The organism is Spiroplasma sp. hyd1, from assembly GCF_016082235.1.
Lineage (GTDB): Bacteria > Bacillota_I > Bacilli_A > Mycoplasmatales > Mycoplasmataceae > Spiroplasma > Spiroplasma poulsonii.
On sequence record NZ_JXYY01000018.1, the window covers coordinates 1 to 19,737 of the forward strand.

Sequence of the window (19,737 nt, forward strand, 5' to 3'; positions counted from 1 at the left end):
TCCAAAAGCAACAATTAAATACTTTTTATTTATATCTAATAAACTACCTTTTGTCTTAAAAAAATCAGTAACATCTTTATAAAGATTATTCTTTAGTAAATCAAATTTATCATTTGTCGAATTAATAGCATTTGTTAAATTATCTTTTTGATCTGTCGTTAATTGAGTAATATCACCAATATTACTTTTGTTATTTGTAATATCAGTTGTATTTTTGGCAATATCAGTTTTTGCTTGCATTACATCATTTTCAACACCATATCCTCAAACACGTCCAATTGCATTTACTAAATCACTATCAGAAGTTGACTGAACAACCATAGCATCTTTAATTTCACCCAAAATGTTGTGATTTAAAATTGCACGTTTTTTACCTTCGGGAGTTGTGACAACGGCATTTGCTGGATAACGACTAATTTCTAAAATTTCATCAAATTGACCTAGTTTTTCAATAGGTCCAACTGGTTGACCTTCATCATCAGTTGCTTGCTGATATAAAATTTGATCAGCAATATTTTGCTTTTGGTTAATTTCGGATGTTAATTCAGTTTCTATTTTAACAATTAAATCACGGTTTTTTGTTGTTTCAATTTCAGCAAAACTATGTTCTTCTTGAATTGTATTATCTATTTCCAATAAGAAAGCATCAATTTCTTGTTTGTCATAAAACTGTTTCGGGTCTAATAATGGTGTCTCATTCTTTTTTGCTAAATAAGTTGAATATAGATGCTCTAGACCGGTTGCTCGTCAAGCTCTTCATGCAAAATCACCCAATAAACCATCAATTGTTAATTTAGGAGTTTTAACTGTTGAATCAGTTCGACTACCATTGCTAATTGATATATTAACACGTTCATCTTCGACAACAACATAATCGTTAACGCGTAAATAATCCATTGCCCGGTAAGTAAAACGTTTTAAATTTTCCTGTGTAATTGCTGGTAAATCACGTGAATTAAATCAATTAGGATTATCAATCATGTTACCAATTTTCTCATTGGCCATTTGTTGTGCGGTAATCATTTGCGCGTTAAAAAATTCCTCTGGAGTCGCATATCCTAAAGATTTTTGATATGACGTTAATTTAGAAAATTGACCTACCGTACTTCTCCAATTATTAAAATAATCATTATATGAAGTTATTTCTCACAATTGATTAAGTTCCATAATTATATCCTCCTAATATATTGTCGATTTAGATGTGAACCCACTTTTGATGATAAGATTTTAACAACTTGACCATTTTTATATTGATGATTAATAATTAAATTCTTAATTACTGGTGTAAAAAATTTTAAACCGGGGATTGCTCCTAATAAAAAATTAAAATTAGTATTAAAAATTTTTTTATACATTTTATTAACTTGATTTTCACCTCAGTTGTTAACATTAAAATTTTTTGCAACATGATACAACGATTTAATTGAATTGAAAAAATTAATATTTTGTTGAAAAATTGAAGCAATTTTTGGACTTAAAAAAGATAATAATTGAAACTCATTTTGTGAATAACCAAATCCTAATTGTCAATTTTCACGATAAAAAGTGTTTTGATGTTGTGAAACAGCGAATTGTTCAACTTCAAGTAAAGTTGTGTAAGCTCTAATTGGATGATATTTTGAAACAATGCCTATTTTTTTAGAAATATAATCTTTTTTATGAATTTCAATAATTCCTTCTCCACTAATTCCTAAAGGTTCAAACTTAAAACCTAATAAAAATGAATCAGGCTGACATGGAATTAATGATTGATACAATAATTTTTTTGGATCAACTTTAAAACTTTTTGTAATGGTCTGTGAAACTTTTTCAGATAATTGGGTTATTTTTTTCTTAATTGGTTCAAAAACAGTATTTAAAGCTTTTTCAATTCAATAAAATGGATTTGTTTTTTTAATTGATGAATTAACTTTTCCCTTAACTTTAATAAATCTTTTATAAAGCTGATTTCAAAATTGATTTTCTAATCGATATTGATTAATCTTCATCAAGGTAGTATTTCCAATTTTTGTTTTAGTAGCTAAGTCGGTAATGATTGCAATCGAATCATAATCATTCATTCTAACAAAATCTTTTAATGAAATACCTGCCGACTTTTGTAAATAACTATCATATTTTTTAAGATCTAAATTAGTATATTTTGGAATTAAGCTAGGATTTAATTTATAAATCGTTTTTTGAAGTGCCAATAAATCGCGAATTGAATCAGCAGAAAGATTTTTTAACTGTTTTCGTAATTCAGCATCAGCAATGCTAGCGATTGTTTGCGGTAATTGTTCATCTGTTACAGTTTTATTAAAACGAATTACAACTTTATTTTTAGTAATAATTTCGGATAAAGCAACTTTATTTCTAATTTGCATAAAGTTTTTAACTTTAGCACTAATCCCCAATTGCTTGAAAATTCCTTGTTCATTAGCAATTTTAATAATTTTTTGAGCTTTTAAACCTCGTCCTAATTTACCAAAATCATTAAATGAAAAAGCCAAATTTAATAACGTATTTTTTAAACTCACATTGTTATTGATAACATCATTTGTTTCCATTACTAAAAAATTCGTAACTCCACTAATAAAAACTTTTCCTGTTGTAATAAACAACTGAGATGCACCTAAACCCTCAATTATTCNTGCCCCAATTCCAGCAGTTAAAAACCCTAAAACTGTTGCTAATACTTGTAGACCAATCATCGCTAATAATAGTTCTCAAAATGATTTTGCTTTTTGAGGCGTTTGATAAACAATCCGTTTTTTATACGTTATTAAGTTTTGATCTAAAATCTTACGAGGCATTTTTAGTGTCTAAAAACTTAAATGCTTCTTCTTTAGTTTTATATACATCATCTAATTTATTTGCATCATTAATTTTTTTAACATATTCACTACGTTCTTTAGTGTAAGGGACACCATCATAAGCTTCAAGAACTAAATCTAAGGCTAATCTTTTTGCATTTTCTAATTGTTNAACATTTTCAATACTTCTTGTTACTCTTGTTGATGATGGTGGCACATAATCAGGGTCTGNATATGAAAATCAAAATTTATTTTGAACAACTTCACCATGATAAAATTCATTATTGGCAATAAATAACTGACCCAAATATCTTCCTTGAGTATACTGTCCCGCTTGTAGTGGCACATCAACAGCAAGAACTCATGCCATTGCTTGTGGTGCAATTGGTACCATTAAATGACCATACTGTTTAATTGGAGCCTCAACAAAATTAAATCCTAATGCGGAAGTAATTGTTGCCGAAGTTCCTTCAATTGTTGCTTTTGAATATTGAATTTTAGCATTAATCATTGCACTTACGACTTCAGGATCAATAAAAATAATACAATCTTCTAAATGAATATCATTTTCTAAAACAAATGCTTGTAAACGTTTTAATTCAGTTACAAAATTATCTTTTGTAATTTTAATTGGACTTGTAATTTTATTTGCTACGTTTGTGNATAAAACTTTAATAATAGACTTCTTGCATTACTTGTTAAAAAATTGCAAATATTTGTAAAAAAGATACTAATAGAAAAATATAATTTTAATTAATTATGTTTTTTATTTAAAAATTTAATATTTTTCCACAACGAAAAATTAATTTATTATTTAAATTATTTAATTTTAAATAAATATTTTATGTTAAATATAATAATTGTAAATTATAAATTGAGGCAATTAAATTAAATCTTAAACCAAATCTTTTTCTTCGATTACGATATTTTTCTGTAATAATTTTAAATTTTTTAAGAATAGCAAAAATATTTTCAATAATAATTCTCATTTTTGAAACTAGTCTATTATATTGCTTTTGTTCTTTGTTTAAAGGGTTTTTCTTTGTTTTCTTTGTAGGTATTAGAACATTATTGTGATTTTTTTGTATTCCTTGATAACCACTATCAACTATTAATTTGGTATTTTTTAAAATTGGGATTTTTGATTCTTTAAATAAAGCATAATCATGTTTTTTTCCGAGCGAAAAACTTGTTGCAATAATTTTTTTGGTTTCTTGTTCGATAATTACTTGTGTTTTGATCGTGTGTTTTTTCTTTTTACCAGAATAAGATTGTTTTTGTCTTTTTTTGGGCGTTGGATTGGAGTTTCGGTAGCATCAATAATAATAGTTTTATCATTAAAATAATCATTTATTAGTGCTTTTTTACCAGCAAGTTGTTGAAAATCAGAGTTTTTAATTAAAATATCTTCAATTCACTTAATATTACGATAACAATTAGCCTCACTAATATCAAAACTTTTACCAAGATGAAAATAAGTCTGATATTCTCGTCAATATAATAAAGTCATCAATAATCTATTTTCTAATGATAATTTATTAGTTTTACCACCTTTTTTAAATTTTTCTATTTCAGCAACTTTTAAAATATCTAACATTTTATTAAAAGTGGATTTTTTTATTCCTGTTAATCTTAACCATTCTCTATCATTAAGAGTATTAAATTTATTATTGTTCATATTTTTATGTCCTCATAAATTATATTTTATAATAATATTTTAATAAAAAAGGGTATCGCAAGAAGTCTATTATATNATTTTTTANATTATTCCCAACAGTTGATTAAGATCAGTTTTAACCCTTTTTAGAACATTTTTTGACAAAAGTAATTGATTATTAAAGAAATATAGTTTAAGATATTTATGTATGAAAAATAAATATTGTTACATTTATATCTTTCTTAAATTATTCTAGCCTTTCCTTTTGTGCTAAAATTTGTATTTTGTGGCAATATTTAAATATAAAATAATCTTAAAAGTTTGTTTTTCATACATTTATAAAAATTAATTGAAGTTTCTTATAGGCTGTTCATTTTTCTTCAATTAATTTTTTTTTGAAAAAATAGCAGAAAAGTACGCAAAAAAAGCAAGAAATTTTATTTAAAATTGTTGTAATTTTTGAAATCTATGCTATTATTAATTTGTCTTAAGTAGACAAATAAGTAAATCAAAGAAAAAATTGGACATGTTAGGTAATCTTTATTTTATTTAAAATAAAGGAACGAACAAAAAATGTATAAATACCTAAATGGACTTTAAAGTATTAAAATATCTCAAAAATTAAAAAAATAGGACATTTGTCCTATTTTTTTATATTAATTTATTATCTTGTAAAATGGCCACAAGTCCTTTAAAAAGAAGATTCTTATCATATTGATATGGCACTAATGTTGTAATATAACTTGCATTCCCACCTGTTAGCATTACTTTTGGTGTGGTTGCTTGAGTTGTAAGTTTTTCAACAAAAGCTGTTATTGTTAATAAATGGCCGTTTACTAATCCGATGTTGATTGCTTGTTTAGTATTTTTTCCTAAAATTGCATCTTCATAAGAATAATCAAATGTCTGTAGTAACTGTGCTCGATTAAACAGTGCTTCAGCAGCAGCTTCTAACCCCGGCATAATAATTGTTCCTAATAAGGTCCCTTGTTTTAGTAATGAAATTGTAGTGGCTGTTCCCATATTAACTAAAATAACATCTTCGTTTGGATATAAATCCAATGTTGCATATGAACCAACAATCAAATCAGCCCCAAGATTTCGTGGATTAGGAATATCAATTGCTAATCGTTCAATTGTTAAATTTTTTTTAACTTGATAAAACGGAATTTGTAAATCAAGGGCTAATTGGTAAAATAAATCATCTCACATTGGACGAACTGATGATAAGCATAGTAACGTTAAATCTGTTAAAGTTAATTTTATTTTATCTAAGGCTGTTATAATTTTTTGACGAAAATTCTTTTCTGCGATTAATTCGCGACTAGAAATCGTTAAAAAAGATGTAATTTCTTGGGATGAATTAAGAATTGCAAATTTCATTGCTGTATTACCAATATCTACTAATAATTTCATTGTTATTTATCTCTCTCTTCTATAATTTCACTAATTGCTGTTACAATTGCTTGAGCAACAATTATTTTACTTTGATTAGGGATTTGACGTTGCATCTTCTTGGTCAACAAAATAACTTCATTTTGATTAGATCCCATTGCACTAATTTGATTAATAACAATTAAATCTAAATTTTTTTCAATTAGTTTCTGTTGACCATAAGCTAAATTAAAATCATTTTGGACACTAAACCCAACTAAAATTTGATTTTGTTTTCGTTTTCCTAACTCAGATAAAACATCAATGTTTGAAGTTAATGTTACATCAAGGTTGGGATGTTTTTGCTTACTAATTTTTCCAAGAACAGGTTCAGAAACTTGATAATCATTTAAAGCGGCACAGGCAATAACAACATCTTGTTGCGAATACTGCGCTAACATTGCTGTTAACATCTCTTGATTGGTATTTACCTTTTGATGATTATAATAAATTGGCACATCACATTCACCAACAATTGTTGTTAAGTCACATTTTGTCCAAGTTAAGACAGTATGTAAAGTATCACCCATTTTACCACTGGAATTATTGGTAAGATAACGAATATCATCAAGAAATGTTTTTGTGCGGCCAAAATTAAGCATTACCTTTTTATTTTGCCATAGTTTTTTTCAATCTAAAAATTGGTTAATTTCAGTTAAAACATCTTCTCATTCTCAAGCCCGCCCAATTCCGGTCGTATTACATGCTAACATTCCTGACCGTGGGTTCATAAACCTGGACCCCATCCCTTTCTAATTGCGCTAAGTTGCGTAAATTAGCTGGTGAAAGATACATTCCACTATTCATTGCCGGAAAAACCATCTTATGACTTTGCACAACACTATAAACTAAACTTCCCAAACTATCGGTAAAACCATGCGTTATTTGAGCAATAAAATTTTGAGTGGCTGGATAGACAATAAATAAATCAGTTTCCGCGGCAATCGTAATGTGTTCAGATGAATCTGTTTTATCATAATATTGCTGTTTAAAAATTTCTGTTTTAGCTACTGCAGGAATTGTTTTTAAAAACTTTAAAGCACTTTCGGTTAAAATTAATTCAACATAATGGTCTTGCTTTAATGTTTCATACAAAACAAGACCTTTATAAGCCGCAACACTCCCTGTAATAACTAATATAATCTTTGCCATCAAATCCACCTTATTTCTTTATCTTCTTATTAATTATACAAATAAAAAACGATATATTAAAATATTAATATATCGATGTTCCTTATTACTATCTTACTGCTCTTTTTTCGTAAAAAAAGCAGCTTGCATTCTTCGTTGTGACTCTGCAATAATTCCATCAACCAATTCAAGTCATTGCCCTTGTTCTAAATATCGACAATAAAAATTACGAATAATGGATAAACGTTCACCATAACGTTCTTGCACAAAATATTTTGCTTTTTTCAAAATTGAAATATATGCATATTGTAAATCTAATGGTTTTTGATAAATTTTTTGATAAACTTGAGCATATTCTTTAATTAACTCAGTAACTTTAAATTCTAATGTTTTTGTTCGCTCAAGAATCATTTGTTTTAATATTTGATCTTTTTGCGCCGTATTATACTTTGCACTTTTCATAATATAAATAGTTTAATTTCTAATGCCAAAACAGGATTATCATGTGAAATAATTTTTTCATTATTTACAATCAATGATAACTCCCGGATTACATTATCATAGAAGTGACTGCAATTATTGCTTCCTAACACTGATACTGACACTGACACTGACACTGACACTGACACTTTTTTCGCCCCGTATAAATAACTTTTTAATCCTTATAAGAAACAATCTCTAAGTGGCTGTTGTATAATTATTATACTTATATATTATACCTTATATTTAATACTTTTTGATAAAAAAATATCCATAAAACTGATTAGTTATGAAAGAAAGACCACGGATTAATTATCATTTCCAGCAATATAATCATCATTTTTTAAACTATCAACCGAAGTCATAATTGCTTGTAACCGCATATAATAGTTTGATGAAGAAATAATTGGATATTTTTTATCAAAATAAACTTTAATATAGGTTAGTTTTTTACGATATGTTGTTAATCACTTATGAGCAATTAAATTTAACTCTTCCATAATTTCGCGTTGATTAACGCTCATCGCATCTTTTCGTTTGGCTGGATCTAATTTTTTGAACAATGTTGTCGCTTTTTTCTTAAAATTAATTGCATAAGCAACGAATCCAACCACACCACTAATTTTAACTGGTGTTACATAAATTCCCAAATCATGATTGCGACAATAATCATATTGAATTCGGGAAAAATCAGCGTGCTTTAATTCTGCTTGAACATAATTTAAATCATTAAATTCTTTAATGTTATAAATTTTAAAATCAACATAATAATCATATGGTGTCAAAAAACAATTATTAGTATATCAACTATATCGCGAAATTGACTCAAAAATTTCTTCTTCAATAAATTCAAATTCACGGAAATAATAAGTTTCTGTTTTTCAATAACGTTCTAAAATATAAAAAATTAATTCCTCACCATCAATATTATTTAAAAATCAAATTTTTTGAAAATTAATATTCCGATATTTTATTAAGTCCTCTTTTTCAATCCGTTTACTTGCATCAATTTTTTGCAAGTAATGATCATATTTTTTGACAAAATACTCATAAAATCACCGCAATGTTAATGTATACAAAATATAATAATAAGTAAAATCGGTTTTAAGGGCATATTTAACCATTTTCATTAGTGTTCGTAATAAATTATTTGAAATTTTATTAGCTTTGTTAAAACCTTGTACTACTTGAATTACATTATCATTTTTTTCAATTCCATTTCGTCAAAAAATATATGTTAATTTTCCTTCGGCGTTCTTTTTATAACAAAAGGGAATAATACGAACAATCAGATTTATTTCATCATTTATTTGATATTCTAGATATCCTTCATTCTGAGTATCTTTAATAACTGTTCCTTTTTTAACATTTTTACGCATTTCACCAAGAACAGCTTGAAACATTCGTTCTCGTAACCCATTACTACTTTTAGGAGCATATTTAACAACTGCCAATTCCAATTCAAGTTTATCGTATTTGGTTAAAGTTTTAAAGCCATATTCACCAATGGCAATTGTTTGATAACCAATTTTTTGAAAACTTTTTTTATAAGTAGTGAAGATTTCATGCATTATTTTACGAACATTACTTGCTAAATTAAGTTGTTTGCTAACAATACTATTTAATTCTAAAAATTTTGCTTTTTTTTGCATTAAATTCGCCCCTATTTTTAGTCCAATATAATTATAACAAAATTATTTAATATTTATAATCTGATCATTAACAACATCAATCTCAAGTGCATTAGGTTTTTTATTTAAACCAGGCATTGTAATAATATCCGCTAAATATGCAATAAAATATTCTGCTCCTGAATTAATTTTAAGATCACGAATGGTAATGTGATCATCATTAGGATCTTTATTACCAAAAATTGTTTGATGATTTTTTGCCATACAAACAGGTCAAGTTTTATATTTATCATCTTGCTGATAAAATGCAATTTTTTCTTGAGCGACAGCACTAAAAGTAACTTTTGTTGTTTGATAGATTTTTTCACAAATAATTTTAATTTTATCTGTTAATGAAGTTGTACCTGGATTAAACAATAATTGATATTGTTGTGGCCGTGTTGTTTGTTCAATAATTGTTTTAGCTAATAATGGATTATCTTTAATTCCAAGATGATAAGTGTTATTAATTCCAAATGGGATTTTTTGTTCTGTTAATCAATTTGTTACTAACGTAATTTCTTCACTACCATCCGTTGCGAATTGATTTAAACAAACAACAAAGTTTAACCGATAATTTTGGATAATTTTAATATGATGTTCTAAATGAACTAACCCCTTTTTTAAACTAACAAGATCAACTGTTGCTAATTTTGTTTCATCAGCACCACCATGTAATTTCAAAGTCCGAATGGTTGCTACTAACACTGTACAGTCAGGAGTGTATTCTTTTTTTAAGTTAATGATATCATTAAACTTTTCGAACCCTAAATCACTACCAAAACCAACTTCACTAACAACATAATCACTTAATTTTAACGCTAAATCAGTGGCAATTAACGAATTGGCACCGTGTGAAATATTTGCAAAAGGACCACAATGTACGAACAATGGGGTTCCATATTTTGTTTGAACTAAATTTGGTAATACAGCATCTTTTAACAAAGCCAATAATGAACCTGTAATTTGTAGTTGTTGTAAATAAACTGGTTCGTTTTTAAAATTATAGGCCACAATTGCTTGATCTAAACGGCGCCGTAAATCATTAAAATCTTTACTTAGTCCTAAAATAGCCATAATTTCACTGGCCGCTGTAATTTGAAAATGCTCATTTCGATGAATTTTATCATTGATTTTAATTTCAACATTTCGTAAAGCACGATCATTAACATCTAAACAACGTTGTCAAACGACTTTTGCCGGATCGATTTGTAAGGCATTACCTCAATAAAGAATATTATCAATAATGGCACTAACCATATTATTTGCCGTTGTAATTGCATGAAAATCACCAGTATAATGTAAATTGATTTCATTTTCTGGTTGCATGACACATTCGCCCCCACCTGTCGCTGATCCTTTTAAGCCAAAAACTGGCCCCAATGATGGTTCTCGTAATGCTAAGGTTGTTTGATAACCTAAATGATTTAACATATCAGCAATACCAATTGAACAGGTTGTCTTTCCTTCTCCTGCTTTAGTTGGATTAATTGCTGTTACTAAAATAAACTTTGCTTTTTTTGGTAAATGACTAAAATTAAATGCTTTTACTTTTGCAATATAATCACCATATTTAATTAAATCATCTGTTGTTAAACCAATTTTGGTACCAATTGTTGTGATTTTTTCCATTCTTATCAACTCCTTTTAACTATTATAATAATAAACCATCGGAAAATGGACAATATCTGCATCAATAAAACTTTCCCCATTTTTAATAAAACCTAATTTTTCATAAAAACCAACAACTTGACTTTGAGCAAATAAATGAACAGCAGTAGGTTGATGGTTAGTTTGAACATAATTTAATAAAGTTTGTAATAATACCGTTCCCACTTGGTGATGACGATAACTTTTAAGAACAGCAATCCGTCCTAAAAACCAATTTTCATCTTGTTGCAAAATACGAGCACAACATACTGGTTTGTTATCATAATATCCAACAAGATGATTAGCAGTTTGATCATACTGATCAACTTCTTCTGCTAAAGGGACATGTTGTTCATCAACAAAGACAACTTTTCTAATTATAAGAGCATCAGTATAAATTGAATTATTAGTTCCTTTTGCACTTTTAAAAATGATGGTATTTTGCATTTAATTTTATGGTCCTTTCAGATACAATACTTATATAAAAACATTTTAACATAGAAAAGAGTGAAACATTAATGGATAAAACCAAAATAATTGATGGAAAAATGGTTAGTGAATTAATTAAGACAAAAGTCGCAGCAGAAGTTATTAAAATTCAAAAAAAGCATCACCGTGCTCCTAGTTTAACAATTATTCAAATTGGGGATAATAAAGCAAGCAGTACTTATATTAAAAATAAAAAGATTGCTTGTGAAAACGTGGGAATTATTTGTAATGTCCTAACATATCCTGTAACAATGACTGAAGCAGAACTTCTTAATCTTATTAATCAATTAAACCATGATTCAACCATTGATGCTATTCTTGTTCAACTACCGTTACCCATTCATATTAATAGCGAAAAAATTATTCATCGTATTATAACAAAAAAAGATGTTGATGGTTTTACCCCTGAAATATTGGGCAATCTAATGCTTGGCCATTATGATTTATTACCCGGAACACCAAAAGGAATTATGTTACTATTAAGGCATTATCAAATTGAGTTAGCAGGACAACATGTTGTTATAATTGGTCGTAGTAATATTGTTGGTAAACCTCTTGCTAACTTATTAATTAACGCTTCAGCCACCGTTACGGTTTGTCATTCAAAAACAAAAAATTTAAGTTTTTTTACAAAACAAGCAGATATTTTAATTTCAGCGGTTGGACAACCAAAAATAATAACTTCTGAAATGATCAAAGAAAACGCTATCATTATTGATGTTGGAATTAATCGAGATCATGATAATAAACTATGTGGTGATGTTGATTTTGAAAATGTTCTACCAAAAGTTAAAATGATAACCCCTGTTCCTGGCGGTGTTGGACCAATGACAATTGCTGCTCTATTAGAAAATATCTTATATCTTTATTATCAAAATAATAATTTATAATATAAAAATCCTCATAATTATTTATTTTAATTTTCTACTTTTAAAAAAAACTAATTCAATAATTACGAGGATATTTTTATTTTAGTTTTTGCAAAATTGTTTCAATATTATTTGCATTATCTAATGAATAATCATAAATAAATTCTAAATCTGGACAACGATAAATTTCTAATTTATGTGCTAATTTACTACGAATCTCATTTTTATATTCTTGCACAACATTAGTAAGTTCTAATTCTGGTTTTGATAATAATGAAGAATAATAAACTTTAGCATGACCTAAATCATTTGATAATTTAACAGCATTAACTGATAAAGTATTTAAAATTTCATCACGAATTTCTCGTTGCATAATAAATGTTAAATCACGGGTAATCAACGATTGCATTTTTTCAATTTTAATTTTATTTGCCATATATATCACCTTATTTCTAACTTTATTAACATTATAACAAAGCATTTTAATAAAGCGAATACTTTTAAGCTATTCTGTATTTAATTAATATATTTTTCAATTTTGCCTAATGTTTTTTTTAAAGCAGCATCTAACGAAACTCGTAGTCATTTTTCGGACCAGCCATAAATGTTTAAACCTACTTGTAAAAAACTAAAATTTTAATATTGTGTTCTTTTTATTTTTTAATAATTTCTAAGTCTTTAATTTTTAATAAAATTACATTTTTTAAAAATTATTTTTTCCATTTTTTACAGCTATAAATAAAATATATATGCGATGCGTCCTCAAGGTATAGGGAGTTCAAAACAATAAAAATAGGGATAATTTTAAAATTTTCACAAAAAAATGAGAATTTTAAAACTAAAACTCTCATAAATTTATAGCAAAATGCTATAATTATTTATGAGAGCATAGTTGTGGTTTCGCGATCTTGAGTATGCTCTCACATATATATTTTTAAATTAGTGAGTTATTGCAACTCACTTTTTTATTATAACACTAAAAAAATAAAATAACATCACGATAATTTGGAAATTTTTTTTATTTTGCTCTAACAAAAGTTATAAAATTATAAAAATTATCTTTTTAACAAAATATTCTTATGATAATATTTAAAAGATTATCAAGGAGGAATTATGAAGCGTTGATCTTATCGAATTTGATATAAGGATTATCTTTGATATTATAAAGTAATAATTGCCAGTTTAGCTTTTGCATTTTTAGCTTATGGTTTTTATGCTGATATCTTCAAAGAATTTTGATATGTCAATAAAAATGCTTATCGATCTAGTTTACAAAATTATGATATATTATTAAGTTTTTATTCAGTCCAGGTTAATATTATTACGATTGCTTGATTATTGTTAGCTATTTTTAACCATCATCGTGAACAAAAAAGTTGGTTCTTTTCAACAAACTTTAAGTTAAGCATTTTAAATTGAAACTTATTAATGTTCTTTATTTTTTGAATTGGAATTGTTATTGGTTATAAGAATGGTGAAGTAACTATTGCTGACTACACTAAGGCACAAATTAGTTGTACCGTTGTAACCCATTTTATTATGCCCATTTTATTTTTTGTTTATACCCTATTATCATTTGGTGATCATCGTCTTAGTTGAAAAAAAGAATTTTTAACAAAAGATTGATGAATTAGTTTAAGTTACCCTATTTTTTATTTAATGTATGTTTTAATTCGTGCTGCTGCTTGAAATCGTGATGGGGATACGATTTGAGCTTATCCCTATCCTTTTTTAGATATTGATAATCAAATTATTACTGGATTAACCAAAGTGCAAGCTACCTTTTTTATTATTTTTCTTTTCACAGTGGTCTTTACCGCTTTCCATGTTGCCTTGCAAAGTTTCAACAATGGGATGTACCGCGTATTTAATAAATATCAAAGCCAAACCTTATGATATGAAAGAATTTATCAAAATATTAAACAAAAATGCCAAAGAAAAAACATAGACAAGAAACAAAATAGTGATAAATAACATTTTAGTTATTTATCACTATTTTCGTTTTGCATTAGTAATAAATGCTGTTATGGTTGCTAAATAGTGTGGCGGATTATAATAAATGCCCCGCACATGATCACAATTGAAAACAACCCGACTACTAATTTTTTTGCGTTCATAGCTTCGTTTGTTTTGATAAGCTTCGAGCCCCATTACATAAGGGGTTGCATGGTCTTTTTTATTTAATAGATATAAAACTGGTAATTTTGCTAACTGTTCTAAATTTTCGCCAGGATTAATTTGTTCAGGATCATAATCCCGCGTATCAATCGCATAACGCCGAATAGCATAATAATGATCATAGTAATTAACCTTAATCTTTAACGTATAATAACGATATAAAGCATTTAAATTACTAATTGTTGAATCTAAAATTGCACTTTTAATTAACTTGTTTTTAACAAATGCTAATTTTAAATATTCCATAATTACAAAAGTTCCCATTGACCAGCCATGAAAGTTAAGTTCTTTTAATTTTGGGTCAATCGTTGTTTGCAAGAAATTAACAACGGCTGCTAAATCATGTTTTTCATAATATCCCATTGTTGTTATTTTTGTTGTTGATTCACCATGATTTCGTTGATCAAAAACAAGAATATTATAACCTAGGCGTAAATAGATTAAACCAAAAAAGATTGCCCGAAATTTATGTGAATTAAGGCCATGTACGACCACTACTCATTTTTTATTATTATCATTTTTTACTCATGACCGAATGCTAATCGCCTTTAAAAGAACATCTTCATAACCATGAATGTCATATTCTTGTAAATCTCATTTTTGTTCTAATTCAGCTGGGGTTAATGCCATTTCCTCAATTCGTAATCGTTTTGTTAAATCAGTAATATATTTTTTACAATATGCTTCTAAATCATTAGTTTTCTTTCATCAAGTTTGATGTGTTAATAAAATTCGTTTATCATGAAAAGCATAAAATAATTTAATATAAAGGGCATTATTACTCATATAATCTTTTAAATGTTCATCATCAACGATGCGATAACTATGGTCCGTAATTAATTCACGACCATGGGCTAAATCATATAAATCTAATTCTTCATCATGTTTTTTCGCCATAATCTTATTTCAAATCCTCTTTTGTAAAGCCATATGGTAATAAATCACCAATTGTTACAACATATGATTCTCCCTTTTTATTATAAATTTCTAGCGGAACATCATGGTCAATTAATTCTCATAAAAATTGTCGACACATTCCACATGGTGAACCTTTTTGGTTACTATCAGTATATAAAAAGAGTTTCTTAATGTCTGCTTTTCGATAACCTAAAGTATAAACTTGTGCTAAACATGTTCGTTCTGCACACAGTACCACCGAATAAGCAGCATTTTCAATATTCACACCATTTACTTCTGTTCCATCTTTTAAAACACAAATTGTACTAACATGAAAGTTGGAATATGGAGCATACGCTTTTGTACTTAATGATTTTAATTTTTCAAAATAATTTGCCATTTTTCTAACTCCTTTTAACTAATTTTTAAATATAATTTAATAACATCAACCAGTGGTGGTAACATAATTAATAGTCCAATTGCAATTGCTAAAATTGAATTAATTAAGGTTGCTGCTGCACAAATATCTTTAATTTTTTTAGCTTTAATATTATATTCAAATGATAATAAATCAACAAAGTTTTCAACCATTGTATTAATTAATTCAAACCCAATTACAATCCCAATTGTTAATAATAAGATTGCTCATTGGACATAACCAAATTCATGCGGAACCATTTTTTGTAATCAAATTCCTAACCCAATCACAACCAATGATACAATAATATGAATGATTAAACTTGACTCTTCTTTAATTGCGGTATAAATTCCACGAAAAGCATTTGAAAACTTGTTACGTAGTTTAAAAAATATCTTTTTCTTTGCTGGTGATCCTTTTGCCATTGTGTCTATCCCTTTCTGTTTCTCTTCTTATTCTATTGGAATTCGGTGAATTTGTAAATCATTTAGAACTTTTCGTTGTAAATTAAACATTGTTTCTTCTTCAGCTGGTGTTTGATGATCATAGCCTAAAATATGGAGCATTCCGTGAGTAAATAAAAAGGCAAATTCACGGCGCGCTGAATGATTATATGTTTGTGCTTGTTCTAACGCTTTTTCATAACAAATAAAAACATCTCCCAAACTACGTAATCCTGTTAATTGCAACAAATCAACACTATTTTCTTCCTCTAAAGCAAATGTAATAACATCTGCAACATAATCTTTTTGGCGATATTTTTGATTTAACGCTAATTGTTCTTTTGCATCAACAATAATCAATGATAATTCCAATGGATCAGTAATATTTGATATTGTTTTAATTTTCTGAAAAATTGCCATAAAATCAGTTTGATATGGTTTAATATCAAATTTTGTTTCATTATAAATTGCAAAATCATCTTTCATTACCATATCTTGACCCCTAACACTTTCTTGTTTTATTATAACAAATTAAATGATTATCTTCAGTAAATAATCTAATGTTGTTTGTTGGCCCAAATAAATTTTCGCTGGTAGATATCAAAAATCAACATTAAAATCGGTTTGGTCTAAAATTAAATAGTAGTTATTCTCTCATTTAATTTGGACAATCATTTCTTGCCAATAATTTTGAACAAAATATTCTAATTTAACTTCTTTAATTGCCTTTTCAACTCGTGATATTTCTTTTGGCACAAAAACATAATTTAATTCTTCCGTACTGCTTTTTAAAATTGTTAAATAACCATCATAATATAGTTGAAGGGGATAATAAGCAAGTAAAACAAAAAAAGAAATCAAAAAGCAACAACAAGTTAACATTAGACTTCTTGCGATACCCTTTTTTATTAAAATATTATTATAAAATATAATTTATGAGGACATAAAAATATGAACAATAATAAATTTAATACTCTTAATGATAGAGAATGGTTAAGATTAACAGGAATAAAAAAATCCACTTTTAATAAAATGTTAGATATTTTAAAAGTTGCTGAAATAGAAAAATTTAAAAAAGGTGGTAAAACTAATAAATTATCATTAGAAAATAGATTATTGATGACTTTATTATATTGACGAGAATATCAGACTTATTTTCATCTTGGTAAAAGTTTTGATATTAGTGAGGCTAATTGTTATCGTAATATTAAGTGAATTGAAGATATTTTAATTAAAAACTCTGATTTTCAACAACTTGCTGGTAAAAAAGCACTAATAAATGATTATTTTAATGATAAAACTATTATTATTGATGCTACCGAAACTCCAATCCAACGCCCAAAAAAAGACAAAAACAATCTTATTCTGGTAAAAAGAAAAAACACACGATCAAAACACAAGTAATTATCGAACAAGAAACCAAAAAAATTATTGCAACAAGTTTTTCGCTCGGAAAAAAACATGATTATGCTTTATTTAAAGAATCAAAAATCCCAATTTTAAAAAATACCAAATTAATAGTTGATAGTGGTTATCAAGGAATACAAAAAAATCACAATAATGTTCTAATACCTACAAAGAAAACAAAGAAAAACCCTTTAAACAAAGAACAAAAGCAATATAATAGACTAGTTTCAAAAATGAGAATTATTATTGAAAATATTTTTGCTATTCTTAAAAAATTTAAAATTATTACAGAAAAATATCGTAATCGAAGAAAAAGATTTGGTTTAAGATTTAATTTAATTGCCTCAATTTATAATTTACAATTATTATATTTAACATAAAATATTTATTTAAAATTAAATAATTTAAATAATAAATTAATTTTTCGTTGTGGAAAAATATTAAATTTTTAAATAAAAAACATAATTAATTAAAATTATATTTTTCTATTAGTATCTTTTTTACAAATATTTGCAATTTTTTAACAAGTAATGCAAGAAGTCTATTAAAATAATAACTTTTTTATTCATTATCAGCCCCTATTAAATTAAGTTTAGTTAAATCAATCACATTTACAAAAAATTGTTCAACAAGATGATCATGACCAGCGTAAATAATCATTTGTTCAGATTTTAAAGTAAATAATAATTTTAATAAAATCATTTTACTTTCATAATCAACATTGCTCAAAACTTCATCAATAAGATAAACATCACACGATTGTAACAATGCTAAAACTTGATAGTTACAATTCTGCTGAAAATTAATAATGTTATCATAAACACTACCAGTAAATAAAAAATCATTTTGATGAAACAATAATATTTTTGTTCGGATTGCTTTTTCACTAAGCATCGTTAAATCAAACTGACCATTAAGCATTACTTCCCCACCTGAAACTGGTCGTAATTTTGCTAAGATTTCTAACAAAGTTGTCTTCCCAGAGCCACTACGTCCTTTAATAAAACAATGATTTTGTAAAGTTAATGTTATTTTTTTAAAATAAAAGTATCATTAAGAAGATAATTTAAGTCTGTAATGGTAAAAGATTTGATTGCTGGTAAAGCTAACTGCTTTTGTTTTTGTTCTTGTTCTGGAAATAATAAACATACTGTTTGTTGAAAAGCCTTTTCTAATTTTCCTTTTTCAACAATTAACCCAGACAATTGCGTTGTAAAATCATTAATAAAACTAGTTAAGGCACTATAAAACATTAAATTACCAATTGTTAAACTTTGTTTTGTAATAAAACTAACTGCTAAATAGAAAATTAAAAAGGTAGCAAGCTGTGAAATAAAGGCTAAAATCAACCTTTGAATAATATTATTTTTTTCAAGACCATAAGTTTCTATTAAAAAAGTTGTAAGTTTTTTTGTTCATTGATAATTAAAATATCCTTCCAAATGACGACTCTTCTGAAATTTAAAACTTTGATATAACTCTAAAGTAACATTTTCAAAATTTAATCCCTGTTGATACCATCAGTGGTATCAAAACTTATTAATTTGTAAAAATAAAAATGATAGAAAAAAAATAATAACATTTTCTAATAAAACAATTGCTAAAATTAAAGCATTTAAATTAAGTAAAAAAAAATAACCCCAATAATTAACATTAGAAAACTAAAAAGCAGTTGTGGAAAAGTTGTTCTTAAAAAAGTTGCTAAAATAATAACATCTGCTTATCGTTTTAGCCATTCACTAGTGCTAAACCGTTCAAATTCAATAACAGAAAGCTTTCTTAAGTTATTAACAAATATTGTTAACATTCGTTTTGTTATTTTTTGTTGAAACTGTGCAAGAATTTTTTGAAAAAAATAGCTAAAAAGAACTCGAAAACAATAAATAATTAAAAAAATTACAAAGAAAATCACTACTTCTTGATGAAAAGTTGTTGTTAACCGATCAAAATAAACTTTAATAAAACTTTTACCAAATAATATTAAAAAATTTACAACAACACTAAGAAACACAGTTCAGCATAAAAATCCCGTTTGTTCTTTTAAAAAAAGAAAAATTAAATAAAAGGTTTTTGTTTTATAAGTAAACTTTTTTCTTTTCTTCGTGAAAATAATTACTGCTTGAAATTTCATCATAAAATCATTAATTAAAACTCATTGTCCTTTCTCAGCACTAGGATCAGCAACAAAAAAGCGGTTTCCCCGACGATGATAAATAACAACA

19 protein-coding genes and 2 pseudogenes are annotated in these 19,737 nt (G+C 26.7%); 3 read left to right on the top strand and 18 right to left on the bottom strand.

Annotation, left to right across the window (positions count from 1 at the left end; genetic code table 4):
- The 9 genes and pseudogenes from TS70_RS02955 to TS70_RS03000 form a co-directional block, all read right to left on the bottom strand.
- Positions 1–1,167: pseudogene (locus tag TS70_RS02955) on the bottom strand (hypothetical protein); the annotation flags it as partial.
- A gap of 2,467 nt (positions 1,168–3,634) precedes the next feature.
- A protein-coding gene (locus TS70_RS02970) for an IS5 family transposase (protein ID WP_105628856.1) occupies positions 3,635–4,470 on the bottom strand; the annotation gives its coding sequence in 2 pieces (ribosomal slippage) (positions 3,635–4,074 and positions 4,074–4,470; 837 coding nt in all).
- Positions 4,471–5,100: 630 nt separating this feature from the next.
- Complete coding sequence (locus TS70_RS02975) at positions 5,101–5,865, bottom strand: type III pantothenate kinase (RefSeq protein ID WP_198049371.1); 765 nt, start codon at positions 5,863–5,865, stop codon at positions 5,101–5,103.
- A gap of 2 nt (positions 5,866–5,867) precedes the next feature.
- Entirely contained in the window at positions 5,868–6,614 is a 747-nt protein-coding gene (locus TS70_RS07370; protein ID WP_227991141.1) for a phosphopantothenoylcysteine decarboxylase domain-containing protein, read from the bottom strand.
- Complete coding sequence (locus TS70_RS07375) at positions 6,583–7,035, bottom strand: flavoprotein (RefSeq protein WP_232332380.1); 453 nt, start codon at positions 7,033–7,035, stop codon at positions 6,583–6,585. The genes TS70_RS07370 and TS70_RS07375 overlap by 32 nt, the downstream gene beginning before the upstream one ends.
- 93 nt (positions 7,036–7,128) lie before the next feature.
- Positions 7,129–7,476 (bottom strand): hypothetical protein, encoded by a 348-nt coding sequence (locus TS70_RS02985; protein WP_232332381.1) that lies wholly within the window; start codon positions 7,474–7,476, stop codon positions 7,129–7,131.
- A gap of 326 nt (positions 7,477–7,802) precedes the next feature.
- On the bottom strand, positions 7,803–9,146 hold the full coding sequence (locus TS70_RS02990; RefSeq protein ID WP_040093665.1) for a hypothetical protein: 1,344 nt from the start codon (positions 9,144–9,146) through the stop codon (positions 7,803–7,805).
- Between the two features lie 42 nt (positions 9,147–9,188).
- Entirely contained in the window at positions 9,189–10,796 is a 1,608-nt protein-coding gene (locus TS70_RS02995; RefSeq protein WP_040093666.1) for a formate--tetrahydrofolate ligase, read from the bottom strand.
- Between the two features lie 15 nt (positions 10,797–10,811).
- Positions 10,812–11,261: a GNAT family N-acetyltransferase gene (locus tag TS70_RS03000; RefSeq protein WP_198049372.1), complete on the bottom strand. Its 450-nt coding sequence runs from the start codon at positions 11,259–11,261 to the stop codon at positions 10,812–10,814.
- Positions 11,262–11,332: 71 nt separating this feature from the next.
- Here TS70_RS03000 and TS70_RS03005 point away from each other — a divergent pair, with 71 nt between their 5' ends.
- Positions 11,333–12,193 (top strand): bifunctional 5,10-methylenetetrahydrofolate dehydrogenase/5,10-methenyltetrahydrofolate cyclohydrolase, encoded by an 861-nt coding sequence (locus TS70_RS03005; protein ID WP_127093187.1) that lies wholly within the window; start codon positions 11,333–11,335, stop codon positions 12,191–12,193.
- 76 nt (positions 12,194–12,269) lie between these two features.
- On the opposite strand, the gene rbfA is transcribed toward TS70_RS03005, so the two are convergent.
- Positions 12,270–12,608, bottom strand: coding sequence for a 30S ribosome-binding factor RbfA (gene rbfA / locus TS70_RS03010; RefSeq protein ID WP_040093668.1), 339 nt, complete (start codon positions 12,606–12,608; stop codon positions 12,270–12,272).
- Positions 12,609–13,285: 677 nt separating this feature from the next.
- Between rbfA and TS70_RS03015 the strand changes: the two genes are divergently transcribed.
- Positions 13,286–14,146, top strand: coding sequence for a hypothetical protein (locus TS70_RS03015; RefSeq protein ID WP_198049373.1), 861 nt, complete (start codon positions 13,286–13,288; stop codon positions 14,144–14,146).
- Between the two features lie 18 nt (positions 14,147–14,164).
- Here TS70_RS03015 and TS70_RS08450 read toward each other — a convergent pair whose 3' ends face one another.
- Genes TS70_RS08450 through TS70_RS03040 form a run of 5 tightly spaced genes read right to left on the bottom strand, consistent with a single transcriptional unit; the run spans position 14,165 to position 16,969 of the window.
- A complete protein-coding gene (locus TS70_RS08450; RefSeq protein ID WP_198049374.1) occupies positions 14,165–15,247 on the bottom strand; it encodes an alpha/beta hydrolase in 1,083 nt (360 codons plus the stop codon).
- 4 nt (positions 15,248–15,251) lie between these two features.
- Positions 15,252–15,647 carry a cytidine deaminase gene (cdd, locus tag TS70_RS03025; RefSeq protein ID WP_198049375.1) on the bottom strand — a complete coding sequence of 132 codons (396 nt, stop codon included), beginning with the start codon at positions 15,645–15,647 and terminating at the stop codon, positions 15,252–15,254.
- Between the two features lie 14 nt (positions 15,648–15,661).
- Complete coding sequence (locus tag TS70_RS03030) at positions 15,662–16,090, bottom strand: diacylglycerol kinase family protein (protein WP_198049376.1); 429 nt, start codon at positions 16,088–16,090, stop codon at positions 15,662–15,664.
- A gap of 27 nt (positions 16,091–16,117) precedes the next feature.
- Positions 16,118–16,594 (bottom strand): rRNA maturation RNase YbeY, encoded by a 477-nt coding sequence (gene ybeY, locus TS70_RS03035; RefSeq protein WP_040093790.1) that lies wholly within the window; start codon positions 16,592–16,594, stop codon positions 16,118–16,120.
- A 45-nt stretch (positions 16,595–16,639) separates the two neighbouring features.
- Positions 16,640–16,969 carry a hypothetical protein gene (locus tag TS70_RS03040; RefSeq protein ID WP_232332382.1) on the bottom strand — a complete coding sequence of 110 codons (330 nt, stop codon included), beginning with the start codon at positions 16,967–16,969 and terminating at the stop codon, positions 16,640–16,642.
- Positions 16,970–17,059: 90 nt separating this feature from the next.
- On the opposite strand from TS70_RS03040, the gene TS70_RS03045 reads away from it, so the two are divergent.
- Positions 17,060–17,895, top strand: a protein-coding gene (locus TS70_RS03045) for an IS5 family transposase (protein ID WP_105628856.1) whose coding sequence is annotated in 2 segments (ribosomal slippage) — positions 17,060–17,456 and positions 17,456–17,895 — 837 coding nt in all. Because the reading frame shifts where the segments join, the coding sequence is not laid out codon by codon here.
- A 181-nt stretch (positions 17,896–18,076) separates the two neighbouring features.
- On the opposite strand, the gene TS70_RS07385 is transcribed toward TS70_RS03045, so the two are convergent.
- The 3 genes and pseudogenes from TS70_RS07385 to TS70_RS03055 all read right to left on the bottom strand — a co-directional run.
- Entirely contained in the window at positions 18,077–18,484 is a 408-nt protein-coding gene (locus tag TS70_RS07385; protein ID WP_232332383.1) for a hypothetical protein, read from the bottom strand.
- 59 nt (positions 18,485–18,543) lie between these two features.
- Positions 18,544–18,957: a hypothetical protein gene (locus TS70_RS07390; RefSeq protein ID WP_227991148.1), complete on the bottom strand. Its 414-nt coding sequence runs from the start codon at positions 18,955–18,957 to the stop codon at positions 18,544–18,546.
- 278 nt (positions 18,958–19,235) lie between these two features.
- A pseudogene (locus TS70_RS03055) lies at positions 19,236–19,737 on the bottom strand (peptidase domain-containing ABC transporter); the annotation flags it as partial.